Below are 16,186 nucleotides of genomic sequence, written 5' to 3'. Positions count from 1 at the left end.
CGCGAATGCGGTGGTTCAGTCAATATCAATTTGGCTGACACACCGCATTCGCGAGCAAGCCCGCTCCCACAGGGGGATTGCGTTTGACGGGGAAATTACTGGTGGCTGACCCAGAACACCGCCGTGCCCACCACCAGGATAATCAGGAACAGGATGGCCCAGGCATCAACGGTACTGTCGCTTTTCCTTGCTTTGGTCGGATTGCTCATTGCATCGCCTCTTGTCGGTTTTGTAGGTGATTGCATAGGGACTCGACCACAGTTAAGACGATGATTGCCCATACGACAAATGTGGGTTCCTGGCCGATAGATCCCATTAGGTCGTTTGGTTCTTTGCATATACTCAAACATCACTTTTGCGCATAACTCAAAACGGGTATCGTGCACCGGCTCCTTTAGGAGTGCGCGGCCGTGCGCGCAGAATTGCCGAGGCAGAACCCGATTCCAGCGAGCCAATACGCAGCTGTTTCTGATCGGCCCAAGCCTGAGACCGAGACTTATATGTACGTATATGACGAGTACGATCAGCGGATCATCGAGGACCGCGTCAAGCAGTTCCGTGATCAGACCCGACGCTACCTGGCAGGCGAGTTGAGCGAAGAAGAATTCCGCCCGCTGCGCTTGCAGAATGGCCTCTACATCCAGCGCTTCGCCCCGATGCTGCGGGTCGCCGTGCCTTATGGCCAGTTGAACTCGCGCCAGGTGCGCAAGCTGGCCCAGATTGCCCGTGACTATGACAAGGGCTACGCCCACATCAGTACCCGCCAGAACGTCCAGTACAACTGGCCGGCCCTGGAAGATGTGCCCGATATCCTGGCTGAACTGGCGACCGTGCAGATGCACGCGATCCAGACCAGCGGCAACTGCCTGCGCAACGTCACCACCGACCAGTTTGCCGGCGTCGCGGCCGATGAGCTGATCGACCCGCGCCCGTGGTGCGAGATCGTGCGCCAGTGGACCACCTTCCACCCGGAATTCGCCTACCTGCCGCGCAAGTTCAAGATCGCCATCAATGGCTCGAGCTCGGACCGTGCGGCCATCGAAGTCCACGACATTGGTCTGGAGGCGGTCTACAACGCCGCCGGCGAGCTGGGTTTCCGTGTGCTGGTGGGCGGCGGCCTGGGGCGTACCCCGGTGGTCGGCGCATTCATCAATGAGTTCCTGCCGTGGCAGGACCTGCTGAGCTACCTCGACGCCATCTTGCGGGTGTACAACCGCTACGGCCGTCGCGACAACAAGTACAAGGCGCGGATCAAGATCCTGGTCAAGGCCCTCACGCCAGAAGTGTTCGCCGAGAAGGTCGAAGCCGAAATGGCCCACCTGCGCGGCGGCCAGACCACCCTGACGGAAGCCGAAGTCCACCGCGTCGCCAAGCACTTCGTCGATCCGCAATACAAGGCGCTGAGCAATCAGGACGCCGAGCTGGCTGCGCTCGACCAGGAGCACCCAGGCTTCGCCCGCTGGCGCACCCGCAATACCCTGGCGCACAAGAAGCCCGGCTATGTCGCGGTGACCCTGTCGCTGAAACCCACCGGCGTAGCGCCGGGCGACATCACCGACAAGCAGCTGGACGCAGTGGCCGACCTGGCCGACCGCTACAGCTTCGGCCACCTGCGCACGTCCCACGAACAGAACATCATTCTGGCGGACGTCGAACAGAGCCAGTTGTTCACGCTGTGGGGCGAGTTGCGCGAGCAAGGTTTCGCCACGCCAAACATCGGCTTGCTGACCGACATCATTTGCTGCCCGGGCGGTGACTTCTGCTCCCTGGCCAACGCCAAGTCGATCCCTATCGCCGAATCGATCCAGCGCCGCTTCGACGACCTGGACTACCTGTTCGACATCGGCGAGCTGGACTTGAACATTTCCGGTTGCATGAACGCCTGCGGCCACCACCACGTCGGCCACATCGGCATCCTGGGCGTGGACAAGAAAGGCGAAGAGTTCTACCAGGTCTCCCTGGGCGGCAGCGGTAACCGCGGCGCCAGCCTGGGCAAGATCCTCGGCCCCTCGTTTGCCCAGGACGACATGGCTGACGTGATCGAGAAGCTGATCGACGTGTACGTTGAACAACGTACCGAAGACGAGCGCTTCATCGACACTTACCAACGTATTGGCATCGACCTCTTCAAGGAACGCGTCTATGCAGCGAATCATTAAGAACAACGAGGTTATCGACGAAACCTGGCACCTGCTGCCCAAGGACGCGACCCTCGATGGCATTTCCAACTGTGATGACCTGATCGTCCCCCTGGCCCTGTGGCGTGATCACGCTCGCGCACTCAAGGTTCGCGACGGCGGCCTGGGTGTGTGGCTGGACGCTGATGAGGAAGCGGAGGAAATCGGTGAAGACGCCAACCAGTTGCAGGTCATTGCCCTGAACTTCCCGGCGTTCACCGACGGGCGCAGCTATTCCAACGCCCGCCTGCTGCGTGACCGCTATGGTTTCAAAGGTGAGTTGCGGGCAATTGGCGACGTACTGCGCGACCAGCTGTTCTACATGCGCCGCTGCGGTTTCGACGCCTTTGCCTTGCGTGCCGACAAGGATCCGTACGAAGCCCTTGAAAGCCTCAAGGACTTCTCGGTCACCTACCAGGCGGCCACTGACGAACCGCTGCCACTGTTTCGTCGTCGCTGAACCTGATGCATGAAAAAGCCCTGATCCGGGCGTACCGGGTCAGGGCTTTTTTTATTGCGCGATACCTGTCCCCCTAGCACCAATGTGGGAGCGGGCTTGCTCGCGAAGACGTCAGCACAATCAACATGGATGTCGCCTGACACACTGCTTTCGCGAGCAAGCCCGCTCCCACATGGGATTAGGGAATGTAGCCTTCAGCGTAATTACCAGAACCGCTGCTGGGTCAACCGGCTCCACCAGCTCAGCAGCACCCGGTCCACCGACCCGCTGGCCGCCACGCCGATGCGCTCCTGCAGGCTTTTTCGTTCGGCATAGTGCAGATGGTACAGCTCAGCGCCTTTGGCCCGTTCGGCCAGGTATTCGTCGCTGGTCTTCAGCTCATCCACCAGGCCCTTGCCCAGCGCCGCGACACCCAGCCAGACTTCACCGGTCGCCACATCGTCAATGGCCAGTTGCGGTCGGTAGTTGGAGACAAAGTTCTTGAACAATTCATGGGTGATGTCCAGGTCTTCCTGGAATTTCTCCCGGCCCTTCTCGGTGTTTTCGCCAAACACCGTCAACGTGCGCTTGTACTCACCGGCAGTCAGCACCTCGAAATCGATGTCGTGCTTCTTCAGCAGGCGGTTGACGTTGGGCAACTGGGCGACGACGCCGATGGAGCCCAGGATGGCGAACGGGGCGCTGATGATCTTCTCGCCAATGCACGCCATCATGTAGCCGCCGCTGGCCGCGACCTTGTCGATGCAGACTGTCAGCGGCACGCCGGCCTGACGGATCCGCGCCAGTTGCGAGGAGGCCAGGCCGTAGCTGTGGACCATGCCGCCGCCGCTTTCAAGGCGCAGTACCACTTCATCCTTGGGGGTTGCGAGGGTCAGCAGCGCGGTGATTTCATGGCGCAGGCTCTCGGTGGCCGACGCCTTGATGTCGCCGTCGAAATCCAGCACGAACACCCGCGACTTGGGCGCCGGCTTGGCCTTCTGTTTCTTCTGGGCTTTCTCAGCCTTGCCTTCGGTCTTGCGCAGGGCCTTGAGCTGGTCTTTGTCCAGCAGCGTCTGCTCCAGGCGCTCGCGCAACCCTTTGTAGAAATCGTTGAGCTTGCTCACCTGCAACTGGCCGGTCGATTTGCGCCGGCCCTTGCTGCGCAGCGCAGCAAAACTGGCCAGCACCACCAGGATGGCGATCACCAGTGTCACGGTCTTGGCCAGAAACCCGGCGTACTCGATGAAAAACTCCACAGCGACTCCTTAAATGCAATGCGCCACTGAACGCAGGCGCGTAACGCTCCCAGCATACCCATGCGCCTGCGTCGCGGCCAGCCAAGAAACCTATGGTTACCTTAGTCCGAACGAGGCAGGACAAGGCTCCAACGGACATTTCAAACAAGCGTATGTTTTTTCATTGACAGCTCACGGCCATCCTCATAACCTCGCCAGACCTTCAACGTACCGGGACGACGCGGACGTGGGCAGCATCTATCTGATTCGACATGGCCAGGCCTCCTTCGGTGCGGACGACTACGATGTCCTTTCGCCCAACGGCGTGCGCCAGGCGCAAGTGCTGGGCGATCACCTGGCAGAGCTGGGTATCGTGTTCGATCGCTGCCTCTCGGGCGACCTGCGTCGCCAGCAGGACACCGCCACCGGCGCATTGGGCCAGATGGTCGCCGCCGGGCTGCCGGTTCCCGAGCTGGAAATCGACGCCGCGTTCAACGAGTTCGATGCCGATGCCGTCATCCGCGCCCTGTTGCCGGACATGCTCCCCCAGGAACCCGAAGCGCTGGACATCCTGCGCAATGCCGCGCAGAACCGTGCCGAGTTCCAACGCATCTTTGCGTTGATCGTCGAGCGCTGGCTCGATGGCCGCTACGATCCGCCCGGGCTGGAAAGCTGGCTGGGGTTCGTCGAACGGGTCGAGGCCGGCCTGCAGCGGATCCTGGAGCTGGCCGACAACTCGCAGAAGATCGCCGTGTTCACCTCCGGCGGAACCATCACCGCCCTGCTCCACCTGATTACCCAAATACCGGCCCGGCAGGCCTTCGAACTGAACTGGCAGATCGTCAACACCTCGCTCAACCACCTGAAATTCAGGGGCAGCGAGGTTGCCCTGGCTTCTTTCAACGCTCATGCCCACCTGCAGCTGTTGAAGACCCCGGACCTCATCACCTTTCGCTGAGGCCGAATTACCGCAGACCCTTGCTGTATTCAACCCAAATAAGGATCGACACCATGACCTCCGTAGCCGACGCCGTACAAGCCATGAAAGCCAAGTTCAATCCAGCCGCCGCTGCCGGCCTGGACCTGGTCTTCGGTTTCCGTATTGACGACACCAAGAATTTCTCGCTGATCGTCAAGGACAGCACCTGCGAACTGCAGGAAGGTGAAAACCCGGACGCCCAGGTCACACTGGTGATGGACGGTGAAACCCTCGAAGGCATCGTCGACGGCAGCACTGACGGCATGCAAGCCTTCATGGCTGGCAAGCTGCGCGCCGAAGGCGACATGATGCTGGCGATGAAGCTGTCCGAGCTGTTCCCAAGCTGAGACCGCGCCCGCGTCCATCGCGAGCCTTTCGGTTGCAACGAATCCCGCCCCTGTGGCGGGATTCGTATTTCTGGACCGCTTGCTCAAGGATTACTCACTCCCTGTGGCGAGGGAGCTTGCTCCCGCTCGGTTGCGCAGCGACCGCAAAAAAATGGGGCCGCTTCGCCCGAGGCGTCGGACCGTCCCAGCGGGAGCAAGCTCCCTCGCCACGGGGTCGGTGGGGTTCTTGGATGACGCTCTGACCGATTGCAGGTATCGAGCCCGCCTGGCAACTCTTACAATGCCAGCTCCTTCCGCATCGGCCTGAACATGGACATCGATCTCGCCCGCACCTTCCTGGAAATTGTCCGCCACGGCAGTCTCGCCGCCGCGGCCGAAAAACTGCATGTCACCCAGACGGCGATTACCGCCCGGGTCCAGAAGCTCGAAAGCCAGCTCGGCTGCGCGCTGTTCGTGCGCAACCGTGCCGGGGCGCGATTGACTGCCGATGGTGAAGCGTTCGTGATCTACGCCAATCAGCTGGTGCAGACCTGGGAAGCAGCCCGGCGGGATCTGCCGTTGCCGGAAGGCTACCGCAACGTTCTGCACCTGGGTGGCGAGGTCAGCTTGTGCAATCCATTGATGCTGGCCTGGGCCGGGGCGCTGCGCCAGGAGATTCCCGGCCACGCCTTGCGCATGGACATCCGCGACGGCGAAAAACTGCTGCAACAACTGGAGCTGGGCCTGTTGGATGCGGCGGTGGTCTATCAGCCCGAATACTGGCCGCGGTTGCAGGTGGAACAGCTGCTGGAAGAAAAACTCATCCTGGTGCGCCTGGCCGCCCGTCCCGAGCCCTATGTGTACATCGACTGGAGCAGCGATTTCCGGCGCCAGCACGACACCGCACTACCGGACAAGGCCAAGGCCGCCGTGACCTTCAACCTCGGCCCCCTGGCGTTGCAGTACATCCTGGAAAACGGCGGCAGCGGCTATTTCCGCACCCGGGTCGTGCAAAGCTACCTGGACAGCGGGATCCTGGAACGGGTGCCCAAGGCGCCGGAGTTCAATTACCCCACCTACCTGGTGTATTCCCGGGACCGGGATTCGGCAGCGTTGCAGCAGGCGTTCGAGGTGTTGCGCGAAATCGTCAGGAGTGGGAGCGATTGGTCGCAGCGGTGGGATCCGTTGACTTGAGGGGATGCCTCAGGCGTTGAACTGGGGGCCGCTTTGCGGCCCAACGGGGATAAATCCCCTCGCCACAAAGGCCCCCGTGTAGCCATTACGGCGGTTTTATTGCAATCGCTGGACGATCTCGTCCTTGATCTGCAATCGCTTTTTCTTGAGTGTCTCAAGGGCGTCGTCGGACAGGGCTGCGGATGCCGGCTTTTCGGCGTCCACCACCTCGGCATCAAGCTGGGAGTATTTTTGAAGTAACGAGTCGAGCCGTGGATCCTCGCTGCGTTTTTGCTGGATTTGATCTTTTGTGCAGTTGAGATCCTGGCACAAATCGTGGGTCACCGGCATGGAACACCTCCTTTGGCTGATACGGTGGCAGACGCCTTTGCGGTTCCCGCTTGCGGCGCTCGTCGATTATCAGGATGGCCTCGCCGACCGCATTCTGTCGACCACCCATCCGACCAGCGGTGACCGTTCGTCGTCCCGCATCGCTTTGCAATCAAACCTTTGCCCGCACGCTGCCCTCCATTGATCAGAGACGACAAAAATCGTTCTTACAACCTGTTTGGAGACTTATTTATGGACGGATTCACCCTGCGTCAGCTCGGCCTGGCAGTTGCCCTGAGTACCAGCATGGGCGCGGCCTGGGCCGCGACTTCCAACGACTTCGTCGACAACGCGGCGGCCGGTGGCATTGCGGAAATCGAAACCAGCAAAATGGCGCTGGAAAAAAGCGCCTCGGCGGACGTCAAGGAGTTCGCCAACAAGATGATCGCCGACCACACCAAAGCCAACCAGGAACTGCTGGCGCTGGCGAAAAAACACGACATCGAAGTGCCAGACGAAACCACCCTGGTGAAAAAAGCCAAGGCCAAGATCCTCGACATGCGCGACGAATCCTTCGATGCGGCCTACGCCAACAACCAGGTCAAGGCCCATGAAGAAACCATCGCCCTGTTCAAGAAAGAAGCCGAGACGGTGACCGACGACAAGAAGGCCGGCAACACCGAACTCAAGGCGTTCGCCCAGAAAATGCTGCCGGACTTGCAGCACCACCTGGACGCGGCCAAGAAGCTCCAGGCTGCGCACCCAAGCAAGTAACTCAGGTGCAAAAAAGGCCGTCTTCCCTCGAAGACGGCCTTTTTTTCGCCCGTTGCCTAGCCACCGTCGGTGTCGATGTCGGCGTCCGTGCTGTCGTCGGATTCTGGCCGGTCCGGGTCAGGCTCAAAGCCGGGGCTGAACGTGTTGTCGTTATCCTGATGGTGATTCTTCTGGTCGACCTCGCTGGCAGCGCTCTGGGCCTGGTTCGCCCCGGCGGGACTGACCGGTTGGCTGCTCGACGGGCCTGTCGCGCCTTGGGGATCGATGGCCGGGTCGTTGCGCGGGGACGCGGTTTGCGTCTGGCTTTGTTGCTGAGTGTTTGCAGGATCGTCGCTCATATCGGACACCTCTTCATGACAGCGCCGACTCAATGGCCGGCCTTGTTCATTCGAAAGGAGGGCAACGGCTTCGGTTCCATTTGTTTGCTGCGTCGCCCTCAGCCGCTGAGCACCGAGCGCACCATCTGCGTGAGCGCGTCGGGCCCGTAGGGTTTGCTCAGCAGGTGGGTGTCAGGGCTCAGCAGGTGGTTGCGGGAGATGATGTCGCGGGTGTGGCCCGAGGTGAACAGCACCGGCACCGGTGGCGTCTGCACTTTGGCCCACGCCGCCAGGTCCGAGCTCTTGATCAGCCCGGGCATGACCACATCGGTGAAAATCAGGTCCACAGCGACGCCTTCAAGCAATAACTTCATGGCTTCATCGCCATTGGCGGCCGTCAGGGTCCGATAACCGGACTGCTCCAGCAATTCCACCGAGGCACTGCGCACCTCGGCGTTGTCCTCCACCACCAGAATCGTCTCTTGCCCGCCGGGTTGGGGCGAATCGCACGGGGTTTGTTCCTTGATTTCCGGTTGGAGGCTGCGGGGAAAATACATCTGCGCCTGGGTGCCCTCGCCCGGCAGGCTGGAAATCTCGATATGGCCGCCGCTCTGCTTGACGAACCCGAACACCATGCTCAGCCCCAGCCCGGTACCCTGGCCGTCGGTCTTGGTGGTGAAGAAAGGTTCGAACACCTGATTCAGGATGTCGGCGGACATGCCCGCGCCGTGATCGATCACCGACAGGCGTACATAGTCGCCCGCGGGAATGCCCTTGCCGGCACACGACGCGTCATCGAGCACGACGTTCTCGCCGATCATCCGGATGACGCCCTCGCCGCCCATGGCATCGCGGGCGTTGATTGCCAGGTTCAACAGGGCATTTTCCAATTGGTTGCGATCGACGTGAATGCACCAGGGTTGCGTGGGCAAGGCCACTTCGATCTGGATGGTTTCGCCCAGGGCCCGCTGCAGCAATTCGACCATGCCATCGAAGATGCGCCCGGGGTTATAGACCGCCGGCGACAAAGGCTGGCGACGGGCAAACGCCAGCAACTGCGATGAGAGTTTGGCGCCCCGCTCCACGGCCTCAATGGCGGCGCCGACCCTTCGCTGAACATTGCGGTTGTCGGGCTCGTGGCGCGCCAGAAGGTGCAGGTTGCTGGCGATCACTTGCAGCAGGTTGTTGAAGTCATGGGCCACCCCGCCGGTAAGTCCACCGATGGATTCGAGCTTCTGCGCCTGACGCAACTGCTCTTCGGCTGTCAACCGCGCCCGTACCTCGTCGGCGACACGCTGCTCCAGGTTGCGCGTGAACTTGAGCAGTGACGCTTCAGCCGTCTTGCGCTCATTGATATCAATCAGCACACCCGGGAAACGCAAGGGCTGGCCCAGTGCATCAAATTCACATCGGCCGCTGGCCAGCACCCACAGGTAATCACCGTCCGGGCGACGTATGCGGTATTCCGAGGTGTAGGGTATGCCCGTGCGCAACGTCAGCTCGACCCGTTGGTTCACTTCTTCAAGGTCGTCCGGGTGGATGCTCTGGCGGGCGTTCTCGATGGGCAGTGCGTCCAGGGAACAGTCCGCCGGGTAATTGAAGGTACGGGCGAAACGTTCATCGCCCGACAACGCGTCATTGGGAATATCCCAGACAAATGAGCCGAGCAATGGCCCGGCCGACAGTGCCAATTGAATACGCTCATTGACGGCGCGGTAACGCTGCTCCGCTTCCTGCCGGGCCCGCTCGCTCAACACGCGCTCGGTGGTTTCCACGACAATCGCCAGCACCCCGGCCGGCGCCTGGTCATCGTCCGGAACAGGGCTGTAATAGAGGTCCATCCACACGTCTTCGGGCTTGCCGTCGCGCAGCAGCACCAGCTCCTTGCTGCGGTAGGACAAGGTGCCACCGGCCAGGCAGACGTCCAGTACGTGACGATTGAAGTCCGCGACTTCCGGCCAGCCCAGCTCCACCGCACAGCCCAGCAGATACGGATGGCGACCACCGGCGAATTCGGCATAGGCATCGTTGTAGATCATGAAGCCCTGGCGGCCCCATAGCATCACCATCGGCAAGGGCGAAGCCAGCAACATCTGGACCGCACTGCGCAAGCTGGCGGACCACTGTTCGATAGGGCCAAGTTCGGTCAGGCTCCAGTCGTACGCCCGGATACGCCGGGCCATCTCACCGCCCCAACCGGAGCACCCGTGATGCTGAGATAGAAACTGCATAGGTCGACTCTGAGCCTCAAACTGCCTGCGGGGATCGGTATGCAAAAGTCATAGGCGATCAGAGCTTCGAGCGTGGGGTTGGCGTTTGGTTTCATGCTGATTGGTCCAGGCGGATCCTGTGGCGAGGGAGCTTGCTCCCGCTCGGTTGCGTAGCAACCGTAAAATCCTGGGGCCTGCTTCGCAGTCCAACGGGAGCAAGCTCCCTCGCCACAGGGGAAAGGTGACAGCCCTAGCGAAAATCCCGGCTGTGCACTTCAATGCCTGCCAGCAACTCAGTGAGATCACTCAAGCGTCCGGCGATCAAATGGCGCACCTCGCCGACGCTTTCCCAGCGCCCGTCGACCTTGAGCAATTGCGAACCCACCAGCACTTTGCGCTGGCGCTCGGCCAGGTCGCGCCAGACCACCACGTTGAGGTTGCCGAATTCATCTTCCAGGGTGACAAAGGTCACGCCGCTGGCCGTGCCGGGGCGTTGGCGACCCGTGACCAGCCCGGCGACGCTGACATTGCGGCCATGCTCCACCGTCTGCAATTCCCGGGAACTGCGACAGCGCCGGGCGCGCAGTTCGGGGCGCAGCAACGCCAGCGGATGCGGGCCCAACGTCGTGCCAAGCGTGGCGTAATCGGCAAACAGGTTTTCCCCCACCGTGGGTTTGGGCAAGGCAACCGGTGGTTCTTCCTGGCGGGGTAAATCGGCGAACAAGCCCAGTTGTTTTTGCACACCGGCCACTTCCCAGCGAGCGCGATGGCGATCACCGGCCAAGCCCTGCAAGGCACCGGCGTCGGCCAGTTGTGCCTGGGCCCGGGCGTCGAGCCGGGCGCGCTCGCCCAGATCGGCCACATCGCTGAAAGCCCGCTGCCGACGGGCTGCTTCGATGCGGCGGGCATCCTCTTCACGAAACCCCTTGATCAAGCGCAGCCCCATGCGAATCGCCGGTTGCCGGCCTTCCATGGGTTCGAGGCTGCAATCCCAGTCGCTGGCGCGCACATCCACCGGGTGAATCTGCAAGCGATGCCGGCGGGCATCCTGGAGGATCTGGTCCGGGCTGTAGAAACCCATCGGCCAGCTGTTGATCAACGCACAGGCGAACGCCGCCGGTTCATGGCATTTGAGCCAGCTGCTGACGTAGGTCAACAGGGCGAAACTGGCGGCATGGGACTCGGGGAAACCGTAATTGCCAAAGCCCTTGATCTGCTCGAAGAGCTGCGCGGCATATTCAGGGGTGTAGCCGTTTTTATGCATTCGTTCGGCCAGGCGCTCGCGATGTGGCTCCAGCCCGCCATGACGTTTCCAGGCCGCCATGGACCGTCGCAACTGGTCAGCTTCGCCGGGGGTGTAGTCGGCGGCAACGATAGCAATCTGCATCACCTGCTCTTGGAATAACGGGATACCCAAGGTGCGCTCAAGTACCTCTTTCAATGCTGGCGAAGGGTAGACGACGGCCTCCTCGCCATTTCGCCGCTTAAGGTACGGATGCACCATCCCGCCCTGGATCGGTCCGGGCCGCACGATGGCGACCTCGATCACCAGGTCGTAATACTCCCTGGGCTTGAGCCGGGGCAACATCGCCATCTGCGCCCGTGACTCGATCTGGAACACGCCGATGGTGTCGGCCCGAGAGATCATTTCGTAGGTAGCCGGGTCATCCTTGGGCAACGTCGACAAGGCGTAGCGCTCACCCCGATAGCGTTCGATCAGGTCGAAACACCGCCGGATCGCACTGAGCATGCCCAACGCCAGGATATCCACCTTGAGCAACCCGACCGCGTCCAGGTCGTCCTTGTCCCACTGGATGATGGTGCGTTCGGCCATGGCAGCGTTTTCCACCGGCACCAGGGTGTCCAGGGGTTGCTGGGAAATCACGAAGCCGCCGGGGTGCTGGGACAGGTGCCGGGGAAAGCCGATCAGCTGTTGGGTCAGGCTCAGCACTCGGCGCAATATCGGGCTTTCCGGGTCGAAACCGCCTTCACGCAGGCGATCCAGGGGCGGCGCTTCATCGCTCCAACGACCACAACAATCGGCCAGGGCATTGACCTGATCCGGCGGCAGGCCCAGGGCCTTGGCGACGTCCCGCACGGCCCCGGCGCCGTGGTAACTGCTGACCACCGCCGTCAACGCCGCACGATGACGCCCGTAACGCTGGAAGACGTACTGCAGCACTTCTTCCCGGCGCTCGTGTTCGAAATCCACGTCGATGTCCGGTGGCTCGTTACGCTCCCGGGACAGGAATCGCTCGAACAACAGGTTGGTCTGACTCGGGTCGATTTCCGTGATGCCCAGGGCATAACACACCGCCGAGTTGGCCGCCGAACCCCGTCCCTGGCAGAGAATGTTGCGCTGGCGGGCGAAGCTGACGATGTCCTGCACGGTAAGGAAATAGCTGTCGTAGTTGAGCTCGGCGATCAGCGCCAACTCATTGTCGATCTGCTTGCGGATCTTGTCTGCGACACCCTTCTTCCAACGCTGGCGCATGCCGCGTTCGGTCAACTCGCGTAACCAGGACGCCGGATCATGCCCTTCTGGCACCAGTTCGCGGGGGTATTCATAGCGCAGTTGATCGAGGTTGAAGGTGCAGCGTCGGGCGATGACCAGGGTTTCGTCGAGCAAGGACTGCGGGTAGAGATCGGCCAGATCCTTGCGGCTGCGCAAGTGCCGCTCGCCATTGGGATGCAGGCGCTGGCCGGCCTCGGCCACGGTGACGTGATGCCGGATCGCAGTCATGGTGTCCTGCAAGGCGCGACGGCCACGCACGTGCATGTGCACATCGCCACTGGCGACGGTAGGAAGATTCAGGCGTGCCGCCAGCGCCAGCAAGTCCGCCAATCGCCGCCGGTCATCCTGACCACAGTGCAACTGAACCGCGAGCCACAGCCGCCCGGCAAAGATCGATTGCAACCAATGGCCTTGTTCGTCGGCGTCCTGCCCGTCGGTTATCCAAAGCACCAGCAGGCCCGGCAAGGCCTCGTCGAAATCCTCGCGCACGATGCGATAGCGGCCCTTCTCGCTGCGCCGTCGAGCACGGGTGATCAGCCGGCACAGGGCTTGGTAGCCTTCGAGGTTTTCCACCAGCAGCACCAGTTTCGGGCCATTTTCGACTTGAATCTCGCTGCCGACGATCAGCTGCAGCTCCAGCTCCTTGGCCGCCTGCCAAGCCCGGACGATCCCGGCCAGGGTGCATTCATCGGTGATCGCCAGGGCCCGATAATCTTCTTGTTTGGCACGCCGGCACAGCTCCAGCGCACTGGAGGCGCCGCGCTGGAAACTGAAGTTGGAGAGGCAATGCAGTTCGGCGTATCCAATGCTCATGCGAACCAGCCTTGCAGCCACAACGGTCCGCCCTCACCCATCGGTCGATAGGCCCAGCCGCGTTGCCCGGCGCGGGTTTCGACCAGGTAGTAATCGCGGCGCACGTCGGCGCCGTCCCACCAGCCGGTCTCGATGCGCTCCGGGCCCATGAGGATCTGCGCCTGACCTTCGGGCAACGCCTGGGGCTCAATCAGCAGCCAACCGGGACGCTGCACCCCATCGCGCAGCGGGCAGGCCTGGACCCGGGGCTGGGCGGTCATCTGCCAGGCGCACTCCGGCCGATGGTCGTCGCGAAAGCCCAGGGCCTGCACCGCGTCATCCCCCAGCCGCGCCCGCAGCCGTTCGCGCAATTGTTCCCAGGGCAAGGTCTGCTGGGGTCGATCATCGAACAGTTCCAGACGCTGGGGCACGAAACTCGGCAGGTCTTCGGCGCACAAGCGAAAGCCGCGCACCGGGGCCTCGACCTGCACCTGCTCCAACCGACCACGGGCCAGTTCGAAGAGCATCGAAGATTCGCGCTCGGCGCTGAGCAGGCCGACCTTGATCACCGTGTCTGGCAAGCCGGCGTGTTCCAGGCGCAGGTCAAAACGCTGCACGCCGCTGTCGCGACCGCACAGGAAGGTCGACAGGTCACCGGTCAGCCGGCGCAACGGAAACAGCAGCGCCTGGTGGGACTGGACGTCGTAGTTGAGTTCGATGCGCACGTCGAAACGGTCCGGCGGCAGGTAGAACGACAGCGCCAGGGTGCGGCTGCCGGTCAACGTATCGAGGTGCTTGAGCACCTGGGCCTCGAAGCGCCGCGCCAGGGTGTGGCGGGGCAAGGCCTGGACCTGGCTCAGGCGACGCAGGCCCATGCGCGACAAAGCCGTGGCCACCTCGGGTTCGAGGCCGATGCGCTCCACTGGCATTTGCCCCAGGCACTGCTGCAAGGTTTCGGGATCAGGCACCACCAGGCCATCGTAGGCATTGGCCAACACCCGTGCCGCCACCGGGTTCGGGGCCGCAACGATCCGATGACGAAAGCCCAGTTCGGTCAGTTCTGCCCGTAGCCGCGCCTCGAACACTGGCCAGGGCCCGAACAAGCCCAGGCTCGACTCGATCTCGAACAGCACCGTGCGCGGGTAATGCACGCTGACCTGGGAACTGAAACGGTAGGCCCAGGCCGCCAGGAACTGTTGCCAGTGCTCGATCTGCGCGGCGTCGTATTCAGCGGTGGCGAAGCTTTTGCTCAAGGCCTGGGCCGCGGTCATGCTCTGGCCGGGACGCAAACCCAGGGCGCGGGCCGGCGCATTCACCGCTTGCAACACCCGGCGCTGGGCCGGGCCGGTCAACAGGGCCAGGGGTTCGCTGGGATCCGGGCGCTGACGCAGCGCGGCGTCCAGCGCCAATTGCGGGAACAGAATGCACACCCAGCGCATCGCAACCTCAATGCTCGGTTCGTGAGGCAGGTGTGGCAAAGGCAATCGGCGCCGAACGGGCCAGCCCGCCCCGCGACTTGAGCACGCGTAATTGCGCGGGCCGGGCATCGATGGCAATGCGCAGCGCCGCTGGCGACGGGTTGATGGCTTCCTGGATCGGGCGCCAGGCGAAGGCCAGGGTCTGGCCGGTTTCCGCCGCCACTTGCAGGCGACGCAGGGCCCGGTCGTCCGCCTGGCGCGGCCAGCACAGGACCGCGCCACAACTGCCCGAACGCAGGCATTGCTCGGCGGCCCACAGGGCATCGCGTTCATCGGCCTGGATCACCGACAACTGGCGCAGATCGACCCCGGCGTTCTGCCAGGCCTGGGGATAGGGCACGAACGGTGGCGCCACCAGCACGATCCGCTCCCCCGCTGCCGACAACCGCGCCAGGGCCGGCCATACCAATTGCAACTCGCCCACGCCCGGGGTGGCGATGAGGATTTCGGTCAACGCCGCCTCCGGCCAACCACCACTGGGCAACGCCGCGTCCAGCCCGGCATGGCCGGTGGGTTGCGGGCTGGCAGCCGGGGGCGCAGGCCGGCCCTTCCAGACCTGGCCGCCATTGAACAGCGTATCCAGCGCAACGACAGCGCCCATCAGCCTGGCCTCACCAAACCGCAGAACACCCCTTCTATCGCCAGGTCCTGGTCGGCTTCGACAACGATCGGCTGATAGGCCGGGTTGCGCGGCAACAAACGCACCCGCTCGCCCACGCGTTCGAAGCGCTTGATGGTGACCTCACCGTCCAGGCGCGCCACGACGATCTGCCCATTGGAAGCCTGGGGGGTGCGTTGTACACCCACCAGGTCGCCGTCGAGAATGCCGTCTTCAATCATCGAATCGCCCTGGACCCGCAGCAGATAATCCGGCGCCTTGGTGAAAATCGCCGGGTCCAGCATCAACCGGTCATGAACCTCGGCGTCGGCACCGATCGGCAACCCGGCAGCCACCCGCCCCAGCACCGGCACATCCAGCAACTCGGGGCGCGGCGGCTGGTTCAGCAACCGGATACCCCGGGCCTGATGCGGATTGACTTCAATGAAACCGGCTTCGGTCAGCGCCAGCACATGCTTGCGCGCCACACTGCGAGAGGCAAAACCAAACGCCTCGCTGATTTCAGCGAGGCTGGGAGGCTGGCCCTGATCAGCGATGCGTTCGCGGATGAAAGTCAGGATGGCGGCACGGCGGGGGGTCAGGGTTTTCATGGAGTACATTTGTACTCCTGTCGGTTTTTTCTGACAAGCACCGCCAGTCAGTTCACAGGTTGCTTGGGGGACTGCCATCGTCGGATCGCCGCCCGGAGCAGGCTCGCTTCCACAGGGGGCTGGGGGCAGATATCTAATTTCGAACTCCACACAAAACCAACGTGGCGAGGGAGCTTGCTCCCGCTCGGCTGCGCAGCAGTCGCAGAGCCGGGCCCTGCGGTTTGCCTGGAGA

At 62.6% G+C, this 16,186-nt stretch carries 14 protein-coding genes; 6 read left to right on the top strand and 8 right to left on the bottom strand.

Annotated elements, in window-relative coordinates; all coding sequences use genetic code 11:
• The first annotated feature begins 500 nt into the window (after positions 1-500).
• Both RGM2987_RS03290 and RGM2987_RS03285 read left to right on the top strand, forming a co-directional pair.
• Positions 501-2,159 (top strand): nitrite/sulfite reductase, encoded by a 1,659-nt coding sequence (locus RGM2987_RS03290; protein WP_245138689.1) that lies wholly within the window; start codon positions 501-503, stop codon positions 2,157-2,159.
• Positions 2,143-2,637: a DUF934 domain-containing protein gene (locus RGM2987_RS03285; RefSeq protein WP_245138688.1), complete on the top strand. Its 495-nt coding sequence runs from the start codon at positions 2,143-2,145 to the stop codon at positions 2,635-2,637. Before RGM2987_RS03290 ends, RGM2987_RS03285 begins: the two co-directional genes overlap by 17 nt.
• Before the next feature lie 203 nt (positions 2,638-2,840).
• Here the strand turns inward: RGM2987_RS03285 and sohB are convergent, their stop codons facing one another.
• Positions 2,841-3,872 (bottom strand): protease SohB, encoded by a 1,032-nt coding sequence (sohB, locus tag RGM2987_RS03280; protein ID WP_245138687.1) that lies wholly within the window; start codon positions 3,870-3,872, stop codon positions 2,841-2,843.
• 226 nt (positions 3,873-4,098) lie between these two features.
• On the opposite strand from sohB, the gene RGM2987_RS03275 reads away from it, so the two are divergent.
• The 3 genes from RGM2987_RS03275 (at position 4,099) to RGM2987_RS03265 (ending at position 6,350) form a co-directional block, all read left to right on the top strand.
• Positions 4,099-4,809, top strand: coding sequence for a histidine phosphatase family protein (locus RGM2987_RS03275; RefSeq protein WP_245138686.1), 711 nt, complete (start codon positions 4,099-4,101; stop codon positions 4,807-4,809).
• 53 nt (positions 4,810-4,862) lie between these two features.
• Positions 4,863-5,177 (top strand): SCP2 sterol-binding domain-containing protein, encoded by a 315-nt coding sequence (locus tag RGM2987_RS03270; RefSeq protein ID WP_245138685.1) that lies wholly within the window; start codon positions 4,863-4,865, stop codon positions 5,175-5,177.
• Between the two features lie 309 nt (positions 5,178-5,486).
• Positions 5,487-6,350, top strand: a complete 864-nt coding sequence (locus RGM2987_RS03265; protein ID WP_245138684.1) for a LysR family transcriptional regulator — start codon at positions 5,487-5,489, stop codon at positions 6,348-6,350.
• 96 nt (positions 6,351-6,446) lie between these two features.
• Here RGM2987_RS03265 and RGM2987_RS03260 read toward each other — a convergent pair whose 3' ends face one another.
• Positions 6,447-6,680, bottom strand: coding sequence for a DUF465 domain-containing protein (locus tag RGM2987_RS03260; RefSeq protein WP_245138683.1), 234 nt, complete (start codon positions 6,678-6,680; stop codon positions 6,447-6,449).
• A 231-nt stretch (positions 6,681-6,911) separates the two neighbouring features.
• Between RGM2987_RS03260 and RGM2987_RS03255 the strand changes: the two genes are divergently transcribed.
• The gene (locus RGM2987_RS03255) at positions 6,912-7,433 is read left to right on the top strand and encodes a DUF4142 domain-containing protein (RefSeq protein ID WP_245138682.1); all 522 of its coding nucleotides are present in this window, start codon (positions 6,912-6,914) and stop codon (positions 7,431-7,433) included.
• A gap of 56 nt (positions 7,434-7,489) precedes the next feature.
• Here the strand turns inward: RGM2987_RS03255 and RGM2987_RS03250 are convergent, their stop codons facing one another.
• The 6 genes from RGM2987_RS03250 to lexA form a co-directional block, all read right to left on the bottom strand.
• The gene (locus RGM2987_RS03250) at positions 7,490-7,771 is read right to left on the bottom strand and encodes a hypothetical protein (RefSeq protein ID WP_245138681.1); all 282 of its coding nucleotides are present in this window, start codon (positions 7,769-7,771) and stop codon (positions 7,490-7,492) included.
• Positions 7,772-7,869: 98 nt separating this feature from the next.
• Complete coding sequence (locus RGM2987_RS03245) at positions 7,870-9,981, bottom strand: PAS domain-containing hybrid sensor histidine kinase/response regulator (protein WP_245138680.1); 2,112 nt, start codon at positions 9,979-9,981, stop codon at positions 7,870-7,872.
• A gap of 229 nt (positions 9,982-10,210) precedes the next feature.
• Positions 10,211-13,288, bottom strand: coding sequence for an error-prone DNA polymerase (locus RGM2987_RS03240; protein WP_245138679.1), 3,078 nt, complete (start codon positions 13,286-13,288; stop codon positions 10,211-10,213).
• Positions 13,285-14,706, bottom strand: a complete 1,422-nt coding sequence (locus tag RGM2987_RS03235; protein ID WP_245138678.1) for a DNA polymerase Y family protein — start codon at positions 14,704-14,706, stop codon at positions 13,285-13,287. Before RGM2987_RS03235 ends, RGM2987_RS03240 begins: the two co-directional genes overlap by 4 nt.
• A 7-nt stretch (positions 14,707-14,713) precedes the next feature.
• Positions 14,714-15,346 carry a translesion DNA synthesis-associated protein ImuA gene (imuA, locus tag RGM2987_RS03230; protein WP_245138677.1) on the bottom strand — a complete coding sequence of 211 codons (633 nt, stop codon included), beginning with the start codon at positions 15,344-15,346 and terminating at the stop codon, positions 14,714-14,716.
• The gene (lexA, locus tag RGM2987_RS03225; protein ID WP_245138676.1) at positions 15,346-15,963 is read right to left on the bottom strand and encodes a transcriptional repressor LexA; all 618 of its coding nucleotides are present in this window, start codon (positions 15,961-15,963) and stop codon (positions 15,346-15,348) included. The genes imuA and lexA overlap by 1 nt, the downstream gene beginning before the upstream one ends.
• Positions 15,964-16,186 lie beyond the last annotated feature (223 nt).

The sequence above is a fragment of the Pseudomonas sp. RGM2987 genome, from assembly GCF_022952855.1.
Taxonomy (GTDB): domain Bacteria; phylum Pseudomonadota; class Gammaproteobacteria; order Pseudomonadales; family Pseudomonadaceae; genus Aquipseudomonas.
The sequence above is the reverse complement of the archived record's forward strand: the minus strand, read 5'-3'. Positions and strand labels throughout refer to the sequence as shown.

Coding starts and splice junctions, on each gene's coding strand:
- RGM2987_RS03290 (WP_245138689.1), top strand. CDS start 501: ATGTACGTATATGACGAGTACGATCAGCGGATCATCGAGGACCGCGTC.
- RGM2987_RS03285 (WP_245138688.1), top strand. CDS start 2,143: ATGCAGCGAATCATTAAGAACAACGAGGTTATCGACGAAACCTGGCAC.
- RGM2987_RS03270 (WP_245138685.1), top strand. CDS start 4,863: ATGACCTCCGTAGCCGACGCCGTACAAGCCATGAAAGCCAAGTTCAAT.
- RGM2987_RS03265 (WP_245138684.1), top strand. CDS start 5,487: ATGGACATCGATCTCGCCCGCACCTTCCTGGAAATTGTCCGCCACGGC.
- RGM2987_RS03260 (WP_245138683.1), bottom strand. CDS start 6,680: ATGCCGGTGACCCACGATTTGTGCCAGGATCTCAACTGCACAAAAGAT.
- RGM2987_RS03255 (WP_245138682.1), top strand. CDS start 6,912: ATGGACGGATTCACCCTGCGTCAGCTCGGCCTGGCAGTTGCCCTGAGT.
- RGM2987_RS03250 (WP_245138681.1), bottom strand. CDS start 7,771: ATGAGCGACGATCCTGCAAACACTCAGCAACAAAGCCAGACGCAAACC.
- RGM2987_RS03245 (WP_245138680.1), bottom strand. CDS start 9,981: ATGCAGTTTCTATCTCAGCATCACGGGTGCTCCGGTTGGGGCGGTGAG.
- RGM2987_RS03240 (WP_245138679.1), bottom strand. CDS start 13,288: ATGAGCATTGGATACGCCGAACTGCATTGCCTCTCCAACTTCAGTTTC.
- RGM2987_RS03235 (WP_245138678.1), bottom strand. CDS start 14,706: ATGCGCTGGGTGTGCATTCTGTTCCCGCAATTGGCGCTGGACGCCGCG.
- imuA (WP_245138677.1), bottom strand. CDS start 15,346: ATGGGCGCTGTCGTTGCGCTGGATACGCTGTTCAATGGCGGCCAGGTC.
- lexA (WP_245138676.1), bottom strand. CDS start 15,963: ATGTACTCCATGAAAACCCTGACCCCCCGCCGTGCCGCCATCCTGACT.